This window comes from Flavobacterium aquidurense, assembly GCF_001404985.1.
Lineage (GTDB): Bacteria > Bacteroidota > Bacteroidia > Flavobacteriales > Flavobacteriaceae > Flavobacterium > Flavobacterium aquidurense_B.
The window spans coordinates 73,527-92,328 of record NZ_JRLF01000012.1; the positions used below are offsets into that span (position 1 = coordinate 73,527).

Here is an 18,802-nt window from a genome sequence, read left to right on the forward strand (position 1 = left end):
CCTTATCTGTTTTTTAGTTAATTTTAGATGAACTAAAAAAATATAATTATGTCAACATTAAGATTAGGAGATATTGCTCCAGATTTTCATGCAGAAACAACCGAAGGGCCAATCAATTTTCATGAATGGTTAGGAGATTCATGGGGTGTTTTATTTTCGCATCCTGCAGATTTTACCCCTGTTTGTACAACAGAATTAGGAACAGTTGCCAATTATGTTCCTGAATTTAAAAAAAGAAATACAAAAGTTATTGCGTTGAGTGTAGATGGTCTTGAGTCACACAAAGAATGGATTAAAGACATTAATGAAACTCAAAATACAACCGTTAACTTTCCTATAATTGCTGACGAAGACAAAAAGATAGCGACTTTATATGATATGCTGCATCCTAATGCAAGTGAAAAATTTACAGTACGTTCTGTTTTTGTAATTGGACCTGATAAAAAAATAAAGTTGACATTGACTTATCCGGCATCAACAGGAAGAAATTTTGATGAATTACTTCGTGTTATCGATAGTTTACAATTAACCGCAGATTACAGTGTAGCAACTCCTGCCAACTGGAAAGACGGTGAAGATGTTGTTATTACACCTGCTGTTCCGGATAGTGATATTCCGGCGAAATTTCCAAAAGGACATACCCCTATCAAACCTTATTTGCGAATGACACCGCAACCTAATAAATAAGTTTCTAAGTTGCTGAGAGGCTAAGTTTCTAAGATTTAAAAGTTTTATATAAAAAAACTCAGCATCTTAGAAACTTAGCCTCTTAGTAACTTTATTTATAACTCTACATGAACACTCTTTTTCATGAGTTCGTTCATTCGTTTTTTATCACCCACAACCCAAATAATATCATTTTTTTCTAAAAGCAATTGTGATTCCGGATTTAAAATTCGATTACCGTTTCTTTCGATTCCCACTACAAGTCCGCCAGTTTTACCTCTAAACTGACCAATGCTTTTTTGGATAAATTCCTGATTAAAAATTTCCATTTGGCGCAATACAATATCTGATTCATCGATGTTTTTAGCAGCTTCAATTTCCTTTTGCAAATAATTCGTAAACTGTGTAATTTGCTCGTCTGTACCAATAACACAAATTTCGTCACCGGGAAATAAACGTTCGTTTTTAGTAGGGATCGGGATTGTGATTTCACCACGTCTGATAAAAGCAATATTGATTCCCATATTTTCCCTAATGCGTAATTCTTCTAAAGTTTTACCAGCCAGATTTGATTCTTTACCAATATCAAAAATAGACATGTGACCGTCCCAAGGCATTAAATTGGCATATCTTCTGTCGATCTTTTTGTTTTCGCGATCGTTTAGGTTCTTTAAAAAGTGATTTTCGATTTTATGATATTGTTCGTTTAATCTTTTAGGAAACAATTGATAAGCTCCAATTGCAATTATCAAAGCCACAAAAGCTACTAAAGGCGAGAAAAAGATATTCAATAAAAAACCAACGAAAAATAAACCAAGGCTCATTCTAATCAATATCAGCATCAAAAGTGCGCCACGATATTTTCGTTCTTCCCAAAGTTCTTCTACTTCGGTAACTTTTACACGTCGCAAAGAAAGTGCCCATAAAAAAGGTGCAATTACAACCAGTGTAATCAATGCAGCAAGAGTATTGCCAAAGCGTGTATCAGCGACTAAAGGCGCTACAAATTTAGCCGACAATAATATAATAGCTGTAATAATTATAGTATGTAATATTATCTGAGTTATAGAAGCACGAAGAACAATCTGCCATGTACTAACAGATTTTATTGCTTGTGCATTTACACTATATCGGTTAATATTTTTAATCCATTTTTTAGGTAATTTTTGCTCTAAATATCCAGAAAACGGATCAGAATATTTAATCAAAAATGGAGTCGTAAATGTTGTTATTGCAGATACAGCTACAATTATAGGATATAAAAAATCACTCGTTACCTTAAGCGTCATACCAAGAGTCGCAATAATAAACGAAAACTCCCCAATTTGCGCCAAACTCATACCTGTCTGAACAGATTGCTTCAGTGGTTGTCCTGATAATAAAGCTCCGATAGATGAACTAAATGCTTTACCAAAAATAGTCAGAAGGGTTATTAAGGCAACCGGCAACATATAGGTCACCAAAGTTTCCGGATTAATTAACATTCCCACAGATACAAAGAAAACAGCGCCAAATAAATCTTTTACAGGCTGGATCAAATGTTCAATTTTTTCGGCTTGTGTAGTTTCTGCAATAATAGATCCCATAATAAATGCACCAAGAGCAGGGGAGAAGCCTACATTTGCGGCAAACATAACCATCATTAAACAAAGTGCTAACGATATAATCAGCAACATTTCATCTGTTAAAAGATGTTTTGCCTTTTTAAGGATTGTTGGAATGATAAAGATTCCGCCTAAAAACCATATAATTAAAAAGAAGATTAATTTTAAAACAGATTGTAATAATGCACCGCCTGAAACCTGGTCGCTCACTGCAATTGTTGATAATAGAACTAACATTAAAATCGCGACGATATCTTCAACGATTAAGGCACCAAATACAATTCCGGCAAACTTTTTTCCTTTAACTCCCAGTTCATCAAACGCCCGAATAATGATGGTTGTCGATGAAATTGAAAGTGTTGCCCCCAGAAAAATACTATCCATTTTTCCCCAACCCATCCATTGCCCAACGCAATAACCAATGAGTGTCATGAATAAAATTTGGGTTATGGCGGTGATGGAAGAAGTTCCTCCAACTTTCATTAATTTCTTAAAACTAAATTCGAGTCCAAGGCTAAATAGTAAAAAGATAACCCCAATTTCAGCCCATACTTCAACGCTTTTCATATCTGTTATAGATGGGAAAAAGTCAAAGTGATTTCCAGCTAAAAATCCTGCAATCAAATAACCTAAAACTAAAGGCTGTTTCATTTTTTTAAATATCAAAACAGCAATTCCAGCGGTCATCAGGATTAATCCCAAGTCGCTGATAAGGGGTTGTAAGTGGTGTGTAGTTTCTGCAGCGGCGTTTAAGGCAATCATAAAGTGGTATTTTATATTAAGGAGCTAATCCAGCTTTCCATTTCAAGCTTTTACTCAAAGCGCCTATTTTTTAAGCAGTTCCAGTTGCTTCTCCCGAGGCTTCGGGAGTGCTCTGTACCTGCGAAAAAATATGGCTTTTTTCGTAAAAGGCTTTTCATTGCAATCTGGGCTAAATTCCCGGTATTAAATAAAAAAAGCTATCGATAAAGATAGCTTTTTTTGAGAAAATATTTTTAGTTTTCTTTAAATTCCTACGTAATTACTAGGAGTAATCGCCATTAATTCTGCTCTTACAGCATCAGAAACTTCTAAAGTTGCAATAAAATTATGAATCGCTTTTTTGTCGATTGCCTCGTTAGTTCTTGTCAAACCTTTTAATGCTTCGTAAGGATTTGGATATGCTTCGCGACGCAAAATAGTCTGAATAGCTTCTGCTACAACAGCCCAGTTTTTTTCTAAATCTTCAGCAAATTTAGCTTCGTTTAATAGTAATTTATTCAATCCTTTTAATGAAGCTTCAAAGGCAATAATTGTGTGTCCTATTGGCACGCCAATATTACGTAAAACAGTACTGTCAGTTAAATCACGTTGTAATCTTGATACGGGTAATTTAGCCGCCAGATGTTCAAAAATAGCATTTGCGATTCCTAAGTTTCCTTCTGAATTTTCAAAATCAATAGGATTAACTTTATGTGGCATAGCAGAAGATCCAATTTCTCCGGCTTTGATTTTTTGTTTAAAATAATCCATTGAAACATAGGTCCAGATATCGCGGTCTAAATCTATAACGATAGTATTGATTCTTTTTAAGGCATCAAAAAATGCGGCAAAATGATCGTAATGTTCTATTTGAGTTGTTGGAAAAGAGTGGTGCAAACCAAGATCTGTTTCAACAAATTTATTACCAAATTGTTTCCAGTCAATTTGTGGGTATGCCACATGATGTGCATTGTAGTTTCCTGTTGCTCCACCAAATTTAGCAGCAAACGGAATATTAAACAACAAACGCATTTGCTCTTCAAGACGTTCTACAAATACCAAAATTTCTTTACCCAAACGAGTAGGAGAAGCCGGTTGTCCGTGTGTACGTGCTAACATCGGAATGTCTTTCCATTCTACGCTTAATTCTTTTAACTTAGAGATTAAAGTAATTAGCGATGGTAAATAAACCTGCTCAAAAGCATCTTTTGTAGAAAGCGGAATTGCAGTGTTATTAATATCCTGAGACGTTAAGCCAAAGTGAATGAACTCTTTATATTGAGATAAGCCTAATTTTTCAAAAGCATCCTTGATAAAGTATTCTACCGCTTTTACATCATGGTTGGTTACTTTTTCTGTTTCTTTTATCCAAAGAGCATCTTCTGTCGAGAAATTTTTATAGATATCACGTAAACTGTCAAATAAATTTGGATTTACATCTGTAAGTTGTGGCAAAGGAACTTCGCACAAAGCAATAAAATATTCAATTTCAACTAATACGCGGTATTTGATCAGAGCTTCTTCAGAGAAAAATGGTGCTAATGAAAGGGTCTTACTTCTATATCGTCCGTCGATTGGTGATATAGCATTCAATTCGTTTAGAGTAGTCATTGTTATGTTGTTTTTTCGAAAGGCACAAATATAAGCTATTGTTAAAACTTCTGAAAATTACCGAAGAGTTATTATGGCAGAAACTAATAATTAAATTATTGTTTTGAAAATTTTGTCCCAAATAGTAAAATACAAGCCAAAATTATGAGATTCATTTTTATGATGGTCTGCATGAAATTTTGTGGTCGATATCCATTTTGTAACGTAACTTTTATACCAGAAAGCAGGAAAAATATCCGTTTTTAAATGTCCAAATATTCCGTATGAAAGATTTAAAACCAGGTAAATAATAATACTGATAAAGTTAAAATGAAATAATGTAATCGAAGAAAGCCAAATAATACCAAACCCTAAAGTTTCTATAGGATGAAGTACAAATAAGCTATAGACACTCGTTTCGATATGGGTATGATGAAGCTGATGAATTGGGTAAAACCATTTTAGATGATGTACCAAATAATGAAAACAAAACATAAAAAAATCCATTAAAAAAATCAGCAATAAAGTATCTAATATTATGGATAGAATTGATGGTGTAAAATCTACTTTCATGATTTCAAAATAATAGAACTCATATCCTAAAAGAGTGATGAATGTATTACAAATAAGAGTTGTGAAAATCCATTTTCTGTCTTTTTTATTGAGTTTGGTATTTTCAGGTTCTATTATTTTGCCAAGTAAGACAGAAAGAAATAAAAGAGTTGCATTTTCTGCCAGAAAGAAAATGAAAAGTATAAATAAATTAAACTGCGATAGTTGTTGTAACCAGCTTTCAAAAATCATGTATTCTTTTCTATTTCAAATAATCTTTCTCTTAATTGCGCTACACCTTCAGACGCGATTTTAGCGATAACTTCCACTTTATTCTGAATATTAGGGATTGCTATTGGTTTTGGATCAATATAAAATACCGGTGTAATACTATACGTATATGATATTAGTCCTGCGGCAGGATATACTTGAAGTGAAGTTCCTATTACTGCAAAATAATCTGCAGTTTCGGTAATTTCTATAGCTTCTTCAAGAGCGGGAACATCTTCGCCAAACCAAACAATATGCGGACGCAATTGATGTCCGTTTTCATCCAGATCACCAGTATATAAATCCTCTTTCCAATCCAGAATTAAATCACGATTTTTAGTACTTCTTACTTTTAGTAATTCGCCATGTAAGTGCAGAACCTTTGTACTTCCGGCACGTTCATGCAAATCATCTACATTTTGAGTAATAATGTGCACATCAAAATCCTGTTCTAATTCGGCTAAGATTGTATGACCTGAATTAGGTTCAACTTGTTTCAGTTGTTGGCGTCTTTTATTATAAAAGTCCAAAACCAATTTCTGATTTTGATGCCACCCTTCAGGCGTTGCAACGTCCATTACGTTGTGACCTTCCCATAAACCATCACTGTCCCTAAAAGTTTTAATGCCACTTTCAGCACTAATTCCGGCTCCGGTTAAAACAACCAATTTCTTTTTCATCATATTCAATTAAAAGATAAAAATAGCGAATAAAAGAATTAAAGCCTATACTTTGTGCCGTTAGCTATTAAATGTTGGTAGAAATAGGAATTACAATAAATTTAGCCTGCTGTAGGTACATAATAGCGGTCGTTTTGTTGTATACCTACGGCACGCCGGTGAATATCAAAAAACTAATTACTAATATTCTGTACTTAAAGGCATATTTTGACTTTTGATTTTTACAGATAATAAAAGCGTATTTATACTTATTGTCCGGTTGATGCAAATTATTTAATTTTAAGGGAGCACAAATCAAAATGGCTATTCAATGATTTTAATACAGTTTACAGGATTGTCAGGTTCAGGTAAAACGACATTAGCGCATAATGTTCGCCACTTGCTAATGGATAAAAGTTATAAAGTCGAAATAGTGGACGGAGATGTTTATCGAAAAACCATTTGCAGTGATTTAGGATTTTCAAAAGAGGACAGATGCGAAAATATCAGACGTTTGTTTATGGTAGGCCAAAATTTTATCGAAGAAAATACAATCGTTTTAATGTCAGTTATTAATCCTTATGAAAATCTGCGTAATGAACTCAGAACTTATGAGTTTGTGCGAACTGTATATTTAGACTGTTCCATAAATAATCTTATTAAAAGAGATCCAAAAGGGCTGTATAAAAAAGCTTTGCTGCCTGATAATGACTTTAATAAAATTAATAATTTTACAGGAATAAGCGATGTTTTTGAGGTTCCGTCTAATGCAGATTTAGTTTTAAGGACTGATTTGGAAACTGAAATTTTTTCGACTGATAAACTTTATAATTTTATCCTTAATAATTTATCTGATTTTGAATAATTTAATACTTTCAGCATATGAATCCATCTTCTCATAAACTGCCCGTTTCGTTTTCGATAGATAAACTGCAAAAAGATCTTGTAATATGCGAAAATGATTTATGGACACCACATTTTAATACGAATCGGTATCAGGGAAACTGGACGAGTATTTCTTTAAGGTCGCAATCTGGTTTGGAAAGTGATATTATGTCTTTTTCAAATAAAGAATACATTAATACAGTTTTGCTGGACCGATGCCATTATTTTAAAGAAATCATGGACTGGTTTCAATGCGAAAAAGAAGCTGTAAGATTACTCAGGTTAGATCCTCAAAGCGAAATCAAGGAGCATACAGATAATGATACGTCATATGAAGATGGTTTTTTTAGAATTCATGTACCTATAATAACAAATGCTGATGTGCTTTTTTATGTAGATAAAAAATTAGTTCCCATGAAAATGGGAGAGTGCTGGTATGCTAATTTTCAGCTTCCGCATAGCGTAGAAAACAGGAGCTATAAGCCACGTATTCATCTCACACTGGATTGTATACGAAATGACTGGTCAGATAAGTTGTTTGTTTCTATGGGATTTGATATAAATAAACCGCCAAAAGAAAATCAATATTCAGACGAAATAAAACAACAGATTATAGCTGAACTTTCCCGAAATCCATCAGAAGCTGCAGCCAAAATTATTGCAGACTTGCAGGCAAAATAAAATTATAAATGGAAAACATCAATCACCCGCTTTTCAACTGGATTCCTGTGAACTTAATAGAAAAAGATAATGAGATTTATTTTGAATGGATTTATTTAGCCGATATAAAATATGCTGAACCATTTTTTGATGAAACTATCACAAAATGCAAGAGCCATGATTTTAATTCAAAACCATTTAAAGTAATAAGTACCGTAGATAATCTCATAGATTGGTCTAATGACTTGATTTCGGTTGAGCTAAAATCATTTGTTTTTCATGTGTCAAGATGCGGTTCTACAATGCTGAGCCAATCTTTAGCAACTTCTTTAGAAAACGTAATGATCTCTGAAGCGCCAATTATTGATCAGATAGTAAGAAGTACTCTTTTTAGAGCAGATGAAAAAAGTACGCTTTTAAAATCTGTCCTGAATCTATTAGGGCAAAAAAGATTTCCGGAGCAACGAAATTTAATCATAAAACTTGATGCGTGGCATATTTTTAACGCAGATTATTTAAGATCACTTTTTCCTGAAACGCCTTTTGCATTGCTTTACAGAAATCCGACGGAGGTTTTGAAATCACATCAAAAAATGATGGGAATGCATATGGTTCCTAATGTATTGCCTTCGATTATTTTTGGGATTTCGGCTAAAGAAATCGATGAGGTTAGTTTTGAGCAATATGGCGCATTGGTGCTGGAAAAATATTTTCAGGGATTTCTTGATTTTTACCAAACAGATCAAAATGTTGTAATGCTCAATTATAATGAAGGGATGAAAGGTGTCGTTGAGAAATTCACATCATTCATTAATGTCTGTTATTCTAATGAAGAACTCCATAAAATGTTTGAGCGCTTAAAAAAACATTCTAAAAATGAAACGGCTGTTTTTTCAGGAGATCTTTATAAAGAAGAAGTTTTGCAAATCGATTTTTCGAGGCTTGATATTTTGCATGAAAAACTCAATAATAGCTTAGTTGAATATTGACACTTGAAAATCGAGTTGAAATTTCTTTCTGTTTTAATTATGTGTATTTTTGTGGCAAACACGAATAAAATGATTGATTTAGATTACCTCGCTTTCCTTGAAAATATATTAACAGATAATCGCAAAGAAAAATTCTTAAAAGTTCTGAAAAAAAGAACAAAACATTTTACAATTGTGGTCGAAGATGTTTTCCAGATGCATAATACAAGTGCTGTTATGCGTAGCTGCGAAGTTTTTGGAATTCAGGAACTCAATGTTATCGAGCAGCGTTACGGAAAAAAAATCGATAAAGAAATTGCTATGGGCGCTCAAAAATGGGTTGATATCAATCAGTTTGATTCCGTTACCAATTGTATTGCTACTCTAAAAGATCAGGGCTATCAAATTATTGCTACAACACCTCATGAGAATGATTGTTTGCTGGAAGATTTTGATATTTCTAAACCAAGTGCTTTATTTTTTGGAACAGAAAGAGACGGATTATCAGAAGAAATACTGGAAAAAGCAGATGGATTTCTTAAAATTCCAATGGTTGGTTTTACAGAGAGTTTGAATATTTCGGTTTCAGCCGCTATCATCATTCAAAACCTAACCAACAGATTGCAAAATTCAGATATTGAATGGCATTTATCCGAAGAAGAAATTCTGGAAAAACGTTTGGCTTGGGCTAAAAATTCAATTAAGGATATTAAACGAATAGAAGCACGTTATTTCGAAGAAAACCCAAGATAAAATTGTGTCAGGATGAGCGGAGTAGAAACCTCTTATTATTTAAAAAGAATTCCGACTCCGCTCATTTGACAAAAACACACTTTAAAGGACTTAAAGTTTATTTATCTCCCGAAAGAATCATAATTGTCTTCGGCATATTTTTCAAAACGTTTTAATAAAACGACATTTTCTTTTTCTACGGATGTTAATTCACTATTCACATTATCAGAAACAGGAATATACCATTCGACATCATCAAAGAACTGGCGAACTGTTTTTGTTTTAAAAGTAAGTCCGTGTCTGGCAAAAATTGTGTTTCTAAGAATCTCCAAATCAATTTTCTTTAGATTTTTTACGTCTGATTCTTTTAACTTTTGTGTTGACGAATTGATTTTAAAAATGCTTTCGGATGCTTCTCTATACACAGTTTCCATATATGTCGCAGTATCTTTTATTTCCGGATCATCACTTTCCTCGGTTACTTCTTCTTCCTTTGGATTTACATAATCAACATACAATCCTTCTTCCGGAAGCATTACATTTGGGTCATATTTAAATTCTTTTTTAGTAAGTTCTAACTTCCTTTTAGTGACTTCTTTTTTAGTATTATTGGCAGTCCATGTTCCAACTAAAATACTGTCGTTTTTTATTTCAAAATCAAAAACGCCATCATTTTTATCATTACCAGGTTCTTTAAGTATAAAATGAATTGTATTACCATCAACATTCATTTGACCACTAAGTGCTCTGCTATTGCCGGCAACAACACTTTGTCCGGTAACTTCAGTTTCTGTAATTTTCTTAATGATGATATTTATTTTGTTAACGTGATTTTCTTTTTCAGGTCTCGTTGTGTCGCGTTCTAAAACAGTAAAATCACCTACATAGGAACCATACAAATCTGTTCTAATTTCTTTAGGCAGATTTTCAGCCTTGTCTTTTATAGTTTTTTTCTCTTTAGAATTACAGGAAAAAAGGAATATTGATAACAATAAACAAAAAAGTTTTTTCATTTTTTTAATTGGTTATAAAGGTAATATTCAACGATTAATAAATTGGGAACCCAGCCCAGCCATGCAATTATCTGATAAACATCCATAGGTGCGGGATGAAACAAATATACAAGAATAACCTTCCAGAAACGCAGCGTTATTGCAGAAAAAGTTAAAGCAAAACTTCGGAACATATAAGCTTTATGTTTCGTGATATTTTTGTTTTTGATAGCCGTAAAGCCTTTGTAGGTAAAGCAAAACCATAAAATAGACAAACTCACAAAAGAGATTTTAGAGTAAAGTTCGCCATTTGCAAAAAGTCCAATAAACAAGCCCGAAGGCGCACTTAAAAAAAGAACCACAAAAACATAAAATTTCCCAATGTTTCTATGTGCTGCAGGAAATTTTTTTAGAAGAACTGAATTAAACTGAAAAAATCCTGCAAGCAAAACAAAAATCGCCGAAAAGACATGTCCATAAAATATGGGATAGTAAAAAGAGATTTTACTAATCTCCGTTTGTTTTATCTGAAGAAATGCGACATCACTTTTTAGCGGAATATATTGTGCCGTTATTTTAATCATTAAAATGAAAAAATAACTAAAGCAAATAATCCAGATAAGTTGTAGAGAAAGCCAAAGATTCTTTTTCAATTTTTAAGTGAGCGGGTTTAGGTTGTTCAAATATAAAAAATCCCCAATTACTTTTGCAATCAGGGATCTTATAATATTTCGAAATTTTATTTGTAATTTATTTTCGATTATAAAGTATAATTCAGGTTTACGCTCCATCTGTAATTCGCTTCCATGTTACCACTTGATAAGTTCTGATTGATAGGCAACATTGCATTAATACCAACAGAAAATTTATCTTTTCCGGCTTCAATACCAAATTTACCAAATAAAATATCGCCTGCCGTATTAGGTAAATCTAAGCCATATTGTTTGTTGGTTTGATAAAGTTCGCCTGCTAAACCAGCTTGCGGAACAATCTGTACTGATTTTAAATCAAACAAATAAAAGAATGTTCCCGCATAATTGAACTGATCGCCATATTGATAATTTTTACTGTTTTCGGTTTTAAAAATGTAGTTTAGCGTTGTATTCAGACCTAAGTTTTTATGTTTAACCACATATTCAGAAACTACAGGGAAATCCCAGCTTCCGGTTCCTAATTGAAAACTCTGGTTGACACTTCCCAGATTATTGGCTTCTGTAAATTTTCCCGTAGGAAGTTTTACACCACCGCCTAAATTTATTTTATGGGTAAAAAATGTACTGTCTTTCTTTGTTTCAAAAACAGTATACAAAGCCATTACAGTAATATCTCCCAATCCGGCAATATTTTCTGTTCCGGCTGTTAATTTCCTTTCATTAAAATGATACGGAACTAATGCCGAAATTTGTATTTTATCCGTAACCGGAATTCTTGCCCAAGCTTGAATGGTATTAAAATTTTCATCAATCCAAGGCGAATTGGCAAAGATTCCATCACGGCTCGTATAACTTTGTTTTAGATATCTCAAGCCAACAAAATTATTGTTAAGCATAGAACCAAAACCCATACTTCCTCCACTTGCTGAACATCCGCAGGCATCGCAGTCAAAATCTTCCATCATTGCCAAACGTTGAAAAGTAAATGCCGAAATACTGTCTTTTACTGTAAAACTAAAGGCCGAAAATCCAGCCAAAAGAGCAAACATTACTATTATTTTTTTCATTTTAATTTTTTTTAGGAGCTGATCCCGCTTTCGGCTATATCTTTTTTGAGGCGAAGAAAAATCGCCTCAAAAAAGGATACCGCCTCTATCGGGGCTAGGACTCCAGTTTTCATTATAATTTTATTTTTTTTGCACTCTTAATAACACAATCTTGTCATTTCGACAGAGGAGAAATCACACTCGTAAGTCAACAAAGGTTGGCGCTATGAGCAGCAAAAGTATCTTACACAATCTTTGACAATATATTTTTTAATATTCAGAAAAACGTTTATCTGTCAAATACTCATTATCTGTCAGCGTTTTCAGGAAAGCTATTATTTGTTTTTTATCAGTTTCAGAAAGTGAAATTCCTAATTTTCCATTCTGTTTTAAAATTGGGTCTAAAGTAGCCGAGTTTTCTATGCCACTAGCATAATGATCCAGAACACCTTCGAGGGTTCCAAATCTTCCGTCATGCATATAAGGACCTGAAACTTCAACATTTCGCAAACTTGGTACTTTAAATTTGTAATAATCACTTTCTAATTCCGTCAGTTTATAGCGACCAACATCATTTACAAAAGGATTTACGGCTAAACCATTATTTCTAAAAGAATTATCAGTTTGTAAATCGGTTGCATGACATGAAGAGCATTTTAATTTGAATAAGTCATATCCTGCCAATTCATCGGTTGTTAAAGTTCCGCCGGCTTCATTACGTCTGTATTTGTCAAACCTTGAATTTGATGAAGTAACCATAACCATAAATTGCGAAAGAGCTTTTAGCATATTTTCGGTTGTAATTGCGCCATCGTCAAAAGCAAGACCAAATAGTTTTTGATATTCCTTATCTGCTTTCATCATTTTTAAAATGGCATTCAGATCTCCGTTCATTTCTATAATACTCGTTAACGGAATTATAGGCTGTAAGTCTAAATGGTCTGCAGCCCCGTCGTACATAAATATAGACTGGTAAGCTAAATTTTGAATTGGCGGTGTGTTTCGTGTTCCCTGAGCATCATTTACACCATGACTTACAGTGTGTCCGTGATGCGTAAATGCATTTGCTTGAATGTGGCAAAAACCACAGGAAACCACTCCGTCAGACGCTAAACGTCCGTCGTAAAAGAGTTTTTTACCTAATTCAAATCCTTTTTCGGTTGGTGGATTCTGTGCAATATTGTATGCCAAGGCAGGAAAATTTGACGGAACAGTAAATTCTAAAGGAATGTTTACATATTCGTCGTCCTGATTAGAGCAGCTCCATAACAACGGAATCATCAACCATAGAAAATATTTTATTTTCAGCATGATTTTTATGTTTTATTAGAAGCACAAAAGGTTCTGGAATAGCCCCGATAGAGAGCGGTATCCTTTTTTGAGGCGATTTTTCTTGGCCTCAAAAAAGATAAAGCCGAAAGCGGGACGTTATTTCTTGTAAAAAGAAACTTTTGTGCTCCTGAAAATAAAATTAGTCGTTATGTACGTGGTCTACCTTAAACATAGTCGAGATGTTCTGAGTAATCAACGGTAGGTTGGCCCCGCTCATAATCATAGCGCCCATTCCGCCCATATTGTTGTCAGAAAGTTTGATTTTGTTAGTTCCGTCAATTATCTTAGATAAATCGATTTTAATATGTACTGTAGGGGTAATTGTAGTACGCACCAATGCTTTTGTTGGTAAATCAAGTGTAACCTCTGTATAATTGTAATCGGTTCCGGTTTTACCGGTGTGAATCATAAAAGGAGTTGCAGTAGTAACAGTTGGTGATGTAAAAGTGCCTTCAAAAGCCAGGAATTTATAACCTGCAGCCCAAGACCACATCATTCCGGCTTTATCAGCCTGAGCAAGAAAATCTCCCTGACCAGAAGCACCTAATTTCCATTGTTCTTCATCAACACCAATTCCGTATTTTACTTTTACGTAATCTCCTGCCGGGATATCTGTAAGTTTAAATTCGTGACCGTCTGCAGATGCTTCATCAGCGATAAAATAACTCTTGCTTTTTGGGTATGTAAAAGTTGTTCCGTCAGCTTTTGTTAGCACTACATTGCTGATGATATATTTAACCAGACTAACTTTTAGGACTTCGTTGTTTGAAGTTGTATTTCCTTGTGTGTTTAAAATCAAGTCGTTTGCCCCAAAACCATTATCATATTCTAAAGTCAGGCTTCCTGATCCTGATAAGTCGTTTTTGTTATCGTCGTTTGAACATGAATTTAATGCTATAGAGATTGCCACAAGAGCGAATGCTTTGTATAAAGTATTTTTCATTTTATGAATTTTATATAATTGTAATTTTAAATTTATGATGTGCGTAAACACGTTTTCATTGTTTTAGAACAATAAAAAAGCATCTCAATTAATAATCGAAATGGGATTTAAAAAATTATATAAAATAGGAAGGAGGGCGAAAAGTAGCAATTGAAACCGAAATAGGTTTTGCATCTAAAAAAGCAAAAAGTTTTGTTTCAGATGTTATTGGCGCTACTAATTTGAATTCGTTTGTGATTGTATTTTGAATGTAAACTACTTCTGATTTTTCTTTCAGGTTGTTTTGCATTTTTTTCTCATTATCAGCATATTTCTTTAAACTTTTTTGAAGTTCACAACGACCGTTACACGTATTATAAACCATTTTACGTTGTACGCAAATAGTTTTAGAAATTTCGTCCTGATTTAATTTGAAGGAGGTATAAACAACAAAGCTGCCAAAAGAGGGTACTAATAGCATACAGGAAAGTAATATTATAAAAAACTTCTTCAAGAGTTTATTTTGTTGTTTCGAATGCAAAAGTACTGTTTATTCGATTTAGAAAGAATTTATTTTTAAATTTTCCGAAAAAAAAGTTTACAGTCTCAGTTATAGTATTCAGTCTCAGTCACAGTCACAGTTTACAGTATTCAGTCTCAGACTGTGAACTAAAAACTATTTTAAAAGACAAAACCCGACAGATTTAAAAATCTGTCGGGTTTATATAATTTAGTATATCAGACTGAATAGTGAAACTGAATACTGTAAACTGAGACTGTAAACTATTTAACAAGAACCCAAGCGCCAGAAGCGATTAAAGTTTCTGCTTTTTTAAATTTCATTTCTTCAGTTTTTCCTGTTGCAATTTCCTGAACGGTAACAGTATCATTACGATTGATTTTTGGCATATCTCTCACAATAGTTTCTGTAACCTGACGTTGTTGTGTTTCTCCAGCTTCGCGGTTGATGTCTTCGCTGTTTACAATTTCGTCTTTGCTTAATTTGAAGTTTTCTTTTTGACGTACTTCTTTTGCTTCGTGAATTTCAGGAACGTTTTGAGCCGGTAAATCACCTTTGAACAAGAATGAAATAACTTCTTTGTTAACGTTGTCTAACATTCCTCTAAACAAATTAAAAGCTTCTAATTTGTAGATAAGCAATGGATCTTTTTGTTCGTGAACGGCTAATTGAACAGATTGTTTCAATTCATCCATTTTACGCAAGTGTTTTTTCCAAGCTTCATCAACAATAGATAAAGTAATGTTTTTCTCGAAATCAGCGATTAACTGAGCACCTTCGCTATCGTATGCTTTTTTAAGATCTGTAACAACATTCAAAGTTTTGATTCCGTCAGTAAATGGAACTACGATACGCTCAAAATGATTATTTGGCTCTTCATAAACTCCTTTAATGATTGGGAAAGCTTCTCTTGCGCTTCGTTCTGTTTTCTCTGTGTAGAAAGCAAGTGTTTCTTTGTATATTTTTCCTGTGATTTCAATATCAGATAATTTTCCAAAATCAGCTTCAGAAATTGGAGACGTAATAGAGAAATAACGGATCAGATCAAATTCAAAATTCTTGAAATCGTTAACTTGTTTGTTTTGGCTTACAATCAACTCGCAAGTATCGTATAACATGTTTGCGATATCCAGTTTCAAACGCTCACCAAATAATGCGTGACGACGACGTTTGTAAACTACCTCACGTTGAGAGTTCATTACGTCATCATATTCTAATAAACGTTTACGAACACCAAAGTTGTTTTCTTCTACTTTTTTCTGAGCACGCTCGATAGATTTAGTCATCATAGAATGTTGGATAACTTCACCTTCCTGAAGTCCCATTCTGTCCATAACTTTAGCAACTCTTTCAGAACCAAATAAACGCATTAAGTTATCTTCAAGAGAAACATAGAATTGAGAACTTCCCGGATCTCCCTGACGCCCTGCACGACCACGTAACTGTCTGTCTACACGACGGGAATCATGACGCTCTGTACCCACGATTGCTAAACCTCCGGCAGCTTTTACTTCTGGAGATAATTTAATATCGGTACCACGACCAGCCATGTTTGTTGCAATAGTTACAACTCCGGCTTTTCCTGCTTCTTCTACGATTTGTGCCTCTTGTTTGTGCATTTTAGCATTCAAAACGTTATGTGTAACGCCTCTCATTTTCAACATTCGGCTTAATAATTCTGAAATCTCTACAGAAGTTGTTCCAATTAATACTGGTCTTCCTGCATTTGATAATTCAGTAACATCTTCAATTACAGCGTTGAATTTTTCACGTGTAGTTTTATAGATATAATCTTCTTTGTCTTGTCTTGAAATGGCGCGGTTGGTTGGGATTTCAACTACGTCTAATTTATAAATCTGCCATAACTCTCCAGCTTCTGTAACTGCTGTTCCGGTCATACCACCTAATTTGCTGTACATTCTAAAATAATTCTGTAATGTAACAGTTGCAAAAGTTTGTGTAGCGGCTTCGATTTTTACATTTTCTTTAGCTTCGATCGCTTGGTGTAAACCGTCAGAATAACGACGACCATCCATGATACGACCAGTTTGCTCATCGACAATCATAATTTTATTGTCCATGATCACATATTCTACATCTTTTTCAAAAAGAGCATATGCTTTTAAAAGTTGAGTAAGAGTGTGGATACGCTCGCTTTTTACTCCAAAATCCTGGAATAATCTTTCTTTGGCTTCAGCTTCACCGTCTTTATCCAGTTTTTGTCTTTCGATAGCAGCAATTTCAGTTCCAATGTCCGGAAGCACGAAAAAGTCTGCATCTGTATCTCCTGAAAGGTATTGAATACCATTATCAGTCAATTCAACCTGATTGTTTTTTTCTTCAATTACAAAATACAAAGCTTCATCGACTTTATGCATTTCGCGATTGTTATCCTGCATGTATTGATTTTCGGTTTTTTGAAGTAATTGTTTAATTCCTTCTTCACTCAAAAATTTAATTAATGCTTTATTTTTAGGTAAACTTCTGTAAGCTCTTAACAATAAAAATCCACCTTCTTTAGTGTTTCCTTCTTTGATTAGTTTTTTAGCTTCGGCTAAGAAACCATTTGCTAACTGACGTTGTTGGCTTACTAAGTTTTCGATTTTTGGTTTCAATTCATTAAATTCATGACGATCTCCCTGAGGAACTGGTCCTGAAATAATAAGTGGTGTTCTTGCATCATCAATTAATACAGAATCGACCTCATCGACAATAGCGTAGTTGTGTTTTCTTTGTACTAAATCTGCTGGCGAATGTGCCATATTATCTCTTAAGTAGTCAAAACCAAATTCATTGTTGGTTCCATAAGTGATATCAGCGTCGTATGCTTTTTTTCTTTGCTCAGTACTTGGCTGGTGATTGTCGATACAATCAACAGTTAAACCGTGAAATTCGAATAAAGGTGCTTTCCACGTACTATCACGTTTTGCCAGATAATCATTCACGGTTACTAAGTGAACACCGTTTCCTGTTAAGGCATTTAAGTAAAGTGGGAGTGTAGCTACCAAAGTTTTACCTTCACCAGTTTGCATCTCGGCAACTTTACCTTCGTGTAAAACCATACCACCAATTAACTGAACATCGTAGTGAATCATGTCCCAGGTAATTTCTTTACCTGCAGCGTTCCATTTGTTAGCCCAAACTGCTTTATCACCGTCAATAGTGATATAAGTTTTTGAAGCCGAAAATTCACGATCTTTTGGTGTAGCAGTAACTTCAATAAAAGAGTTGTCTTTAAAACGACGTGCAGTTTCTTTAACAACAGAAAATGCTTCAGGAAGAATTTCTAATAAAGTTTTCTCTGAGATTTCGTATGCTTCTTTTTCAAGAGAATCGATAGCATCATAAAGATCTTCTCTTTTGTCGATGTCTTCAATGTTTTCTACTTCTGCTTTAAGAGAAGCAATTTTAGCATCTTTATCAGCTCTGGCTTCTTTTATTTTTTCCTTAAAAAAAACGGTTCTGGCTCTCAATTCGTCGTGAGACAAATCCATTAAGCTGGTTTCGAATGTTTTAATTTTATTTAAATAAGGCTGTAAAGCTTTGACATCTTTCTGTGATTTATCACCAACAAAGACTTTTATAATACTGTTTATGAAACTCATGATTTATTGTATTTCTATTTTGTGTAAATGTGTATTTGAACCAAAAAAAAAGCCTCGGTGATGAGACTTTTTCTTTGGTTTATTTTTTAATATTCATCCTCATTCCAAAGATAATCTTCGTCTGTTGGATAATCTGGCCAAATTTCTTCCATTGATTCATATATCTCTCCTTCGTCTTCAATTGACTGAAGGTTTTCTACTACTTCTAATGGAGCACCAGCTCTAATAGCGTAGTCTATAAGTTCGTCTTTGTTAGCAGGCCATGGCGCATCACTTAAATAAGATGCTAATTCTAATGTCCAATACATCTGTTATCTTGTTTAGTTTGTGCAAAAATAAATTTTTTACTGAAAAAGACAAGTAAAATTTGATTTATTTTAATAAAATTTAAGAACGTCTCTATTT

17 protein-coding genes are annotated in these 18,802 nt (G+C 33.8%); 5 read left to right on the top strand and 12 right to left on the bottom strand.

The window, feature by feature from the left end; all coding sequences use genetic code 11:
• Window positions 1-48 precede the first annotated feature (48 nt).
• On the top strand, window positions 49-687 hold the full coding sequence (locus tag RC62_RS12130; protein ID WP_055095492.1) for a peroxiredoxin: 639 nt from the start codon (window positions 49-51) through the stop codon (window positions 685-687).
• A 95-nt stretch (window positions 688-782) separates the two neighbouring features.
• On the opposite strand, the gene RC62_RS12135 is transcribed toward RC62_RS12130, so the two are convergent.
• From RC62_RS12135 to RC62_RS12150, 4 genes are all read right to left on the bottom strand, one after another.
• Window positions 783-3,032, bottom strand: a complete 2,250-nt coding sequence (locus RC62_RS12135) for a cation:proton antiporter (RefSeq protein ID WP_055095493.1) — start codon at window positions 3,030-3,032, stop codon at window positions 783-785.
• Window positions 3,033-3,275: 243 nt separating this feature from the next.
• Window positions 3,276-4,622 (bottom strand): adenylosuccinate lyase, encoded by a 1,347-nt coding sequence (purB, locus tag RC62_RS12140; protein WP_055095494.1) that lies wholly within the window; start codon window positions 4,620-4,622, stop codon window positions 3,276-3,278.
• 90 nt (window positions 4,623-4,712) lie between these two features.
• Entirely contained in the window at window positions 4,713-5,405 is a 693-nt protein-coding gene (locus RC62_RS12145; RefSeq protein ID WP_055095495.1) for a sterol desaturase family protein, read from the bottom strand.
• The gene (locus RC62_RS12150) at window positions 5,402-6,103 is read right to left on the bottom strand and encodes an SIR2 family NAD-dependent protein deacylase (protein WP_055095496.1); all 702 of its coding nucleotides are present in this window, start codon (window positions 6,101-6,103) and stop codon (window positions 5,402-5,404) included. Before RC62_RS12150 ends, RC62_RS12145 begins: the two co-directional genes overlap by 4 nt.
• 310 nt (window positions 6,104-6,413) lie before the next feature.
• On the opposite strand from RC62_RS12150, the gene cysC reads away from it, so the two are divergent.
• From cysC to RC62_RS12170, 4 genes are all read left to right on the top strand, one after another.
• A complete protein-coding gene (cysC, locus tag RC62_RS12155) occupies window positions 6,414-6,947 on the top strand; it encodes an adenylyl-sulfate kinase (protein ID WP_055095497.1) in 534 nt (177 codons plus the stop codon).
• Window positions 6,948-6,964: 17 nt separating this feature from the next.
• A complete protein-coding gene (locus RC62_RS12160; RefSeq protein WP_055095498.1) occupies window positions 6,965-7,648 on the top strand; it encodes an aspartyl/asparaginyl beta-hydroxylase domain-containing protein in 684 nt (227 codons plus the stop codon).
• A gap of 8 nt (window positions 7,649-7,656) precedes the next feature.
• Window positions 7,657-8,616 carry a sulfotransferase family protein gene (locus tag RC62_RS12165; protein ID WP_055095499.1) on the top strand — a complete coding sequence of 320 codons (960 nt, stop codon included), beginning with the start codon at window positions 7,657-7,659 and terminating at the stop codon, window positions 8,614-8,616.
• Between the two features lie 69 nt (window positions 8,617-8,685).
• The gene (locus RC62_RS12170) at window positions 8,686-9,348 is read left to right on the top strand and encodes a TrmH family RNA methyltransferase (protein WP_055095500.1); all 663 of its coding nucleotides are present in this window, start codon (window positions 8,686-8,688) and stop codon (window positions 9,346-9,348) included.
• Between the two features lie 101 nt (window positions 9,349-9,449).
• On the opposite strand, the gene RC62_RS12175 is transcribed toward RC62_RS12170, so the two are convergent.
• The 8 genes from RC62_RS12175 to RC62_RS12210 all read right to left on the bottom strand — a co-directional run bounded on the left by RC62_RS12175 (window position 9,450) and on the right by RC62_RS12210 (window position 18,705).
• Window positions 9,450-10,340 (bottom strand): YARHG domain-containing protein, encoded by an 891-nt coding sequence (locus RC62_RS12175; RefSeq protein WP_055095501.1) that lies wholly within the window; start codon window positions 10,338-10,340, stop codon window positions 9,450-9,452.
• Window positions 10,337-10,972, bottom strand: coding sequence for a DUF2306 domain-containing protein (locus tag RC62_RS12180; RefSeq protein WP_055095502.1), 636 nt, complete (start codon window positions 10,970-10,972; stop codon window positions 10,337-10,339). The genes RC62_RS12175 and RC62_RS12180 overlap by 4 nt, the downstream gene beginning before the upstream one ends.
• Window positions 10,973-11,079: 107 nt before the next feature.
• On the bottom strand, window positions 11,080-12,039 hold the full coding sequence (locus RC62_RS12185; RefSeq protein WP_055095503.1) for a hypothetical protein: 960 nt from the start codon (window positions 12,037-12,039) through the stop codon (window positions 11,080-11,082).
• A gap of 249 nt (window positions 12,040-12,288) precedes the next feature.
• Window positions 12,289-13,329, bottom strand: coding sequence for a cytochrome-c peroxidase (locus RC62_RS12190; RefSeq protein WP_055095504.1), 1,041 nt, complete (start codon window positions 13,327-13,329; stop codon window positions 12,289-12,291).
• Between the two features lie 160 nt (window positions 13,330-13,489).
• Window positions 13,490-14,293, bottom strand: coding sequence for an MbnP family protein (locus RC62_RS12195; RefSeq protein WP_055095505.1), 804 nt, complete (start codon window positions 14,291-14,293; stop codon window positions 13,490-13,492).
• A gap of 115 nt (window positions 14,294-14,408) precedes the next feature.
• Entirely contained in the window at window positions 14,409-14,753 is a 345-nt protein-coding gene (locus tag RC62_RS12200) for a hypothetical protein (protein ID WP_055095507.1), read from the bottom strand.
• Between the two features lie 302 nt (window positions 14,754-15,055).
• The gene (gene secA / locus RC62_RS12205; RefSeq protein WP_055095509.1) at window positions 15,056-18,397 is read right to left on the bottom strand and encodes a preprotein translocase subunit SecA; all 3,342 of its coding nucleotides are present in this window, start codon (window positions 18,395-18,397) and stop codon (window positions 15,056-15,058) included.
• Window positions 18,398-18,483: 86 nt separating this feature from the next.
• Window positions 18,484-18,705 carry a DUF2795 domain-containing protein gene (locus tag RC62_RS12210; RefSeq protein WP_007138072.1) on the bottom strand — a complete coding sequence of 74 codons (222 nt, stop codon included), beginning with the start codon at window positions 18,703-18,705 and terminating at the stop codon, window positions 18,484-18,486.
• Window positions 18,706-18,802 lie beyond the last annotated feature (97 nt).

Bases quoted from the DNA above. Each gene is read 5' to 3' on its own strand.
- RC62_RS12130 (WP_055095492.1), top strand. From the start codon at position 49: ATGTCAACATTAAGATTAGGAGATATTGCTCCAGATTTTCATGCAGAA.
- RC62_RS12135 (WP_055095493.1), bottom strand. From the start codon at position 3,032: ATGATTGCCTTAAACGCCGCTGCAGAAACTACACACCACTTACAACCC.
- purB (WP_055095494.1), bottom strand. From the start codon at position 4,622: ATGACTACTCTAAACGAATTGAATGCTATATCACCAATCGACGGACGA.
- RC62_RS12145 (WP_055095495.1), bottom strand. From the start codon at position 5,405: ATGATTTTTGAAAGCTGGTTACAACAACTATCGCAGTTTAATTTATTT.
- RC62_RS12150 (WP_055095496.1), bottom strand. From the start codon at position 6,103: ATGAAAAAGAAATTGGTTGTTTTAACCGGAGCCGGAATTAGTGCTGAA.
- cysC (WP_055095497.1), top strand. From the start codon at position 6,414: ATGATTTTAATACAGTTTACAGGATTGTCAGGTTCAGGTAAAACGACA.
- RC62_RS12160 (WP_055095498.1), top strand. From the start codon at position 6,965: ATGAATCCATCTTCTCATAAACTGCCCGTTTCGTTTTCGATAGATAAA.
- RC62_RS12165 (WP_055095499.1), top strand. From the start codon at position 7,657: ATGGAAAACATCAATCACCCGCTTTTCAACTGGATTCCTGTGAACTTA.
- RC62_RS12170 (WP_055095500.1), top strand. From the start codon at position 8,686: ATGATTGATTTAGATTACCTCGCTTTCCTTGAAAATATATTAACAGAT.
- RC62_RS12175 (WP_055095501.1), bottom strand. From the start codon at position 10,340: ATGAAAAAACTTTTTTGTTTATTGTTATCAATATTCCTTTTTTCCTGT.
- RC62_RS12185 (WP_055095503.1), bottom strand. From the start codon at position 12,039: ATGAAAAAAATAATAGTAATGTTTGCTCTTTTGGCTGGATTTTCGGCC.
- RC62_RS12190 (WP_055095504.1), bottom strand. From the start codon at position 13,329: ATGCTGAAAATAAAATATTTTCTATGGTTGATGATTCCGTTGTTATGG.
- RC62_RS12195 (WP_055095505.1), bottom strand. From the start codon at position 14,293: ATGAAAAATACTTTATACAAAGCATTCGCTCTTGTGGCAATCTCTATA.
- RC62_RS12200 (WP_055095507.1), bottom strand. From the start codon at position 14,753: ATGCTATTAGTACCCTCTTTTGGCAGCTTTGTTGTTTATACCTCCTTC.
- secA (WP_055095509.1), bottom strand. From the start codon at position 18,397: ATGAGTTTCATAAACAGTATTATAAAAGTCTTTGTTGGTGATAAATCA.
- RC62_RS12210 (WP_007138072.1), bottom strand. From the start codon at position 18,705: ATGTATTGGACATTAGAATTAGCATCTTATTTAAGTGATGCGCCATGG.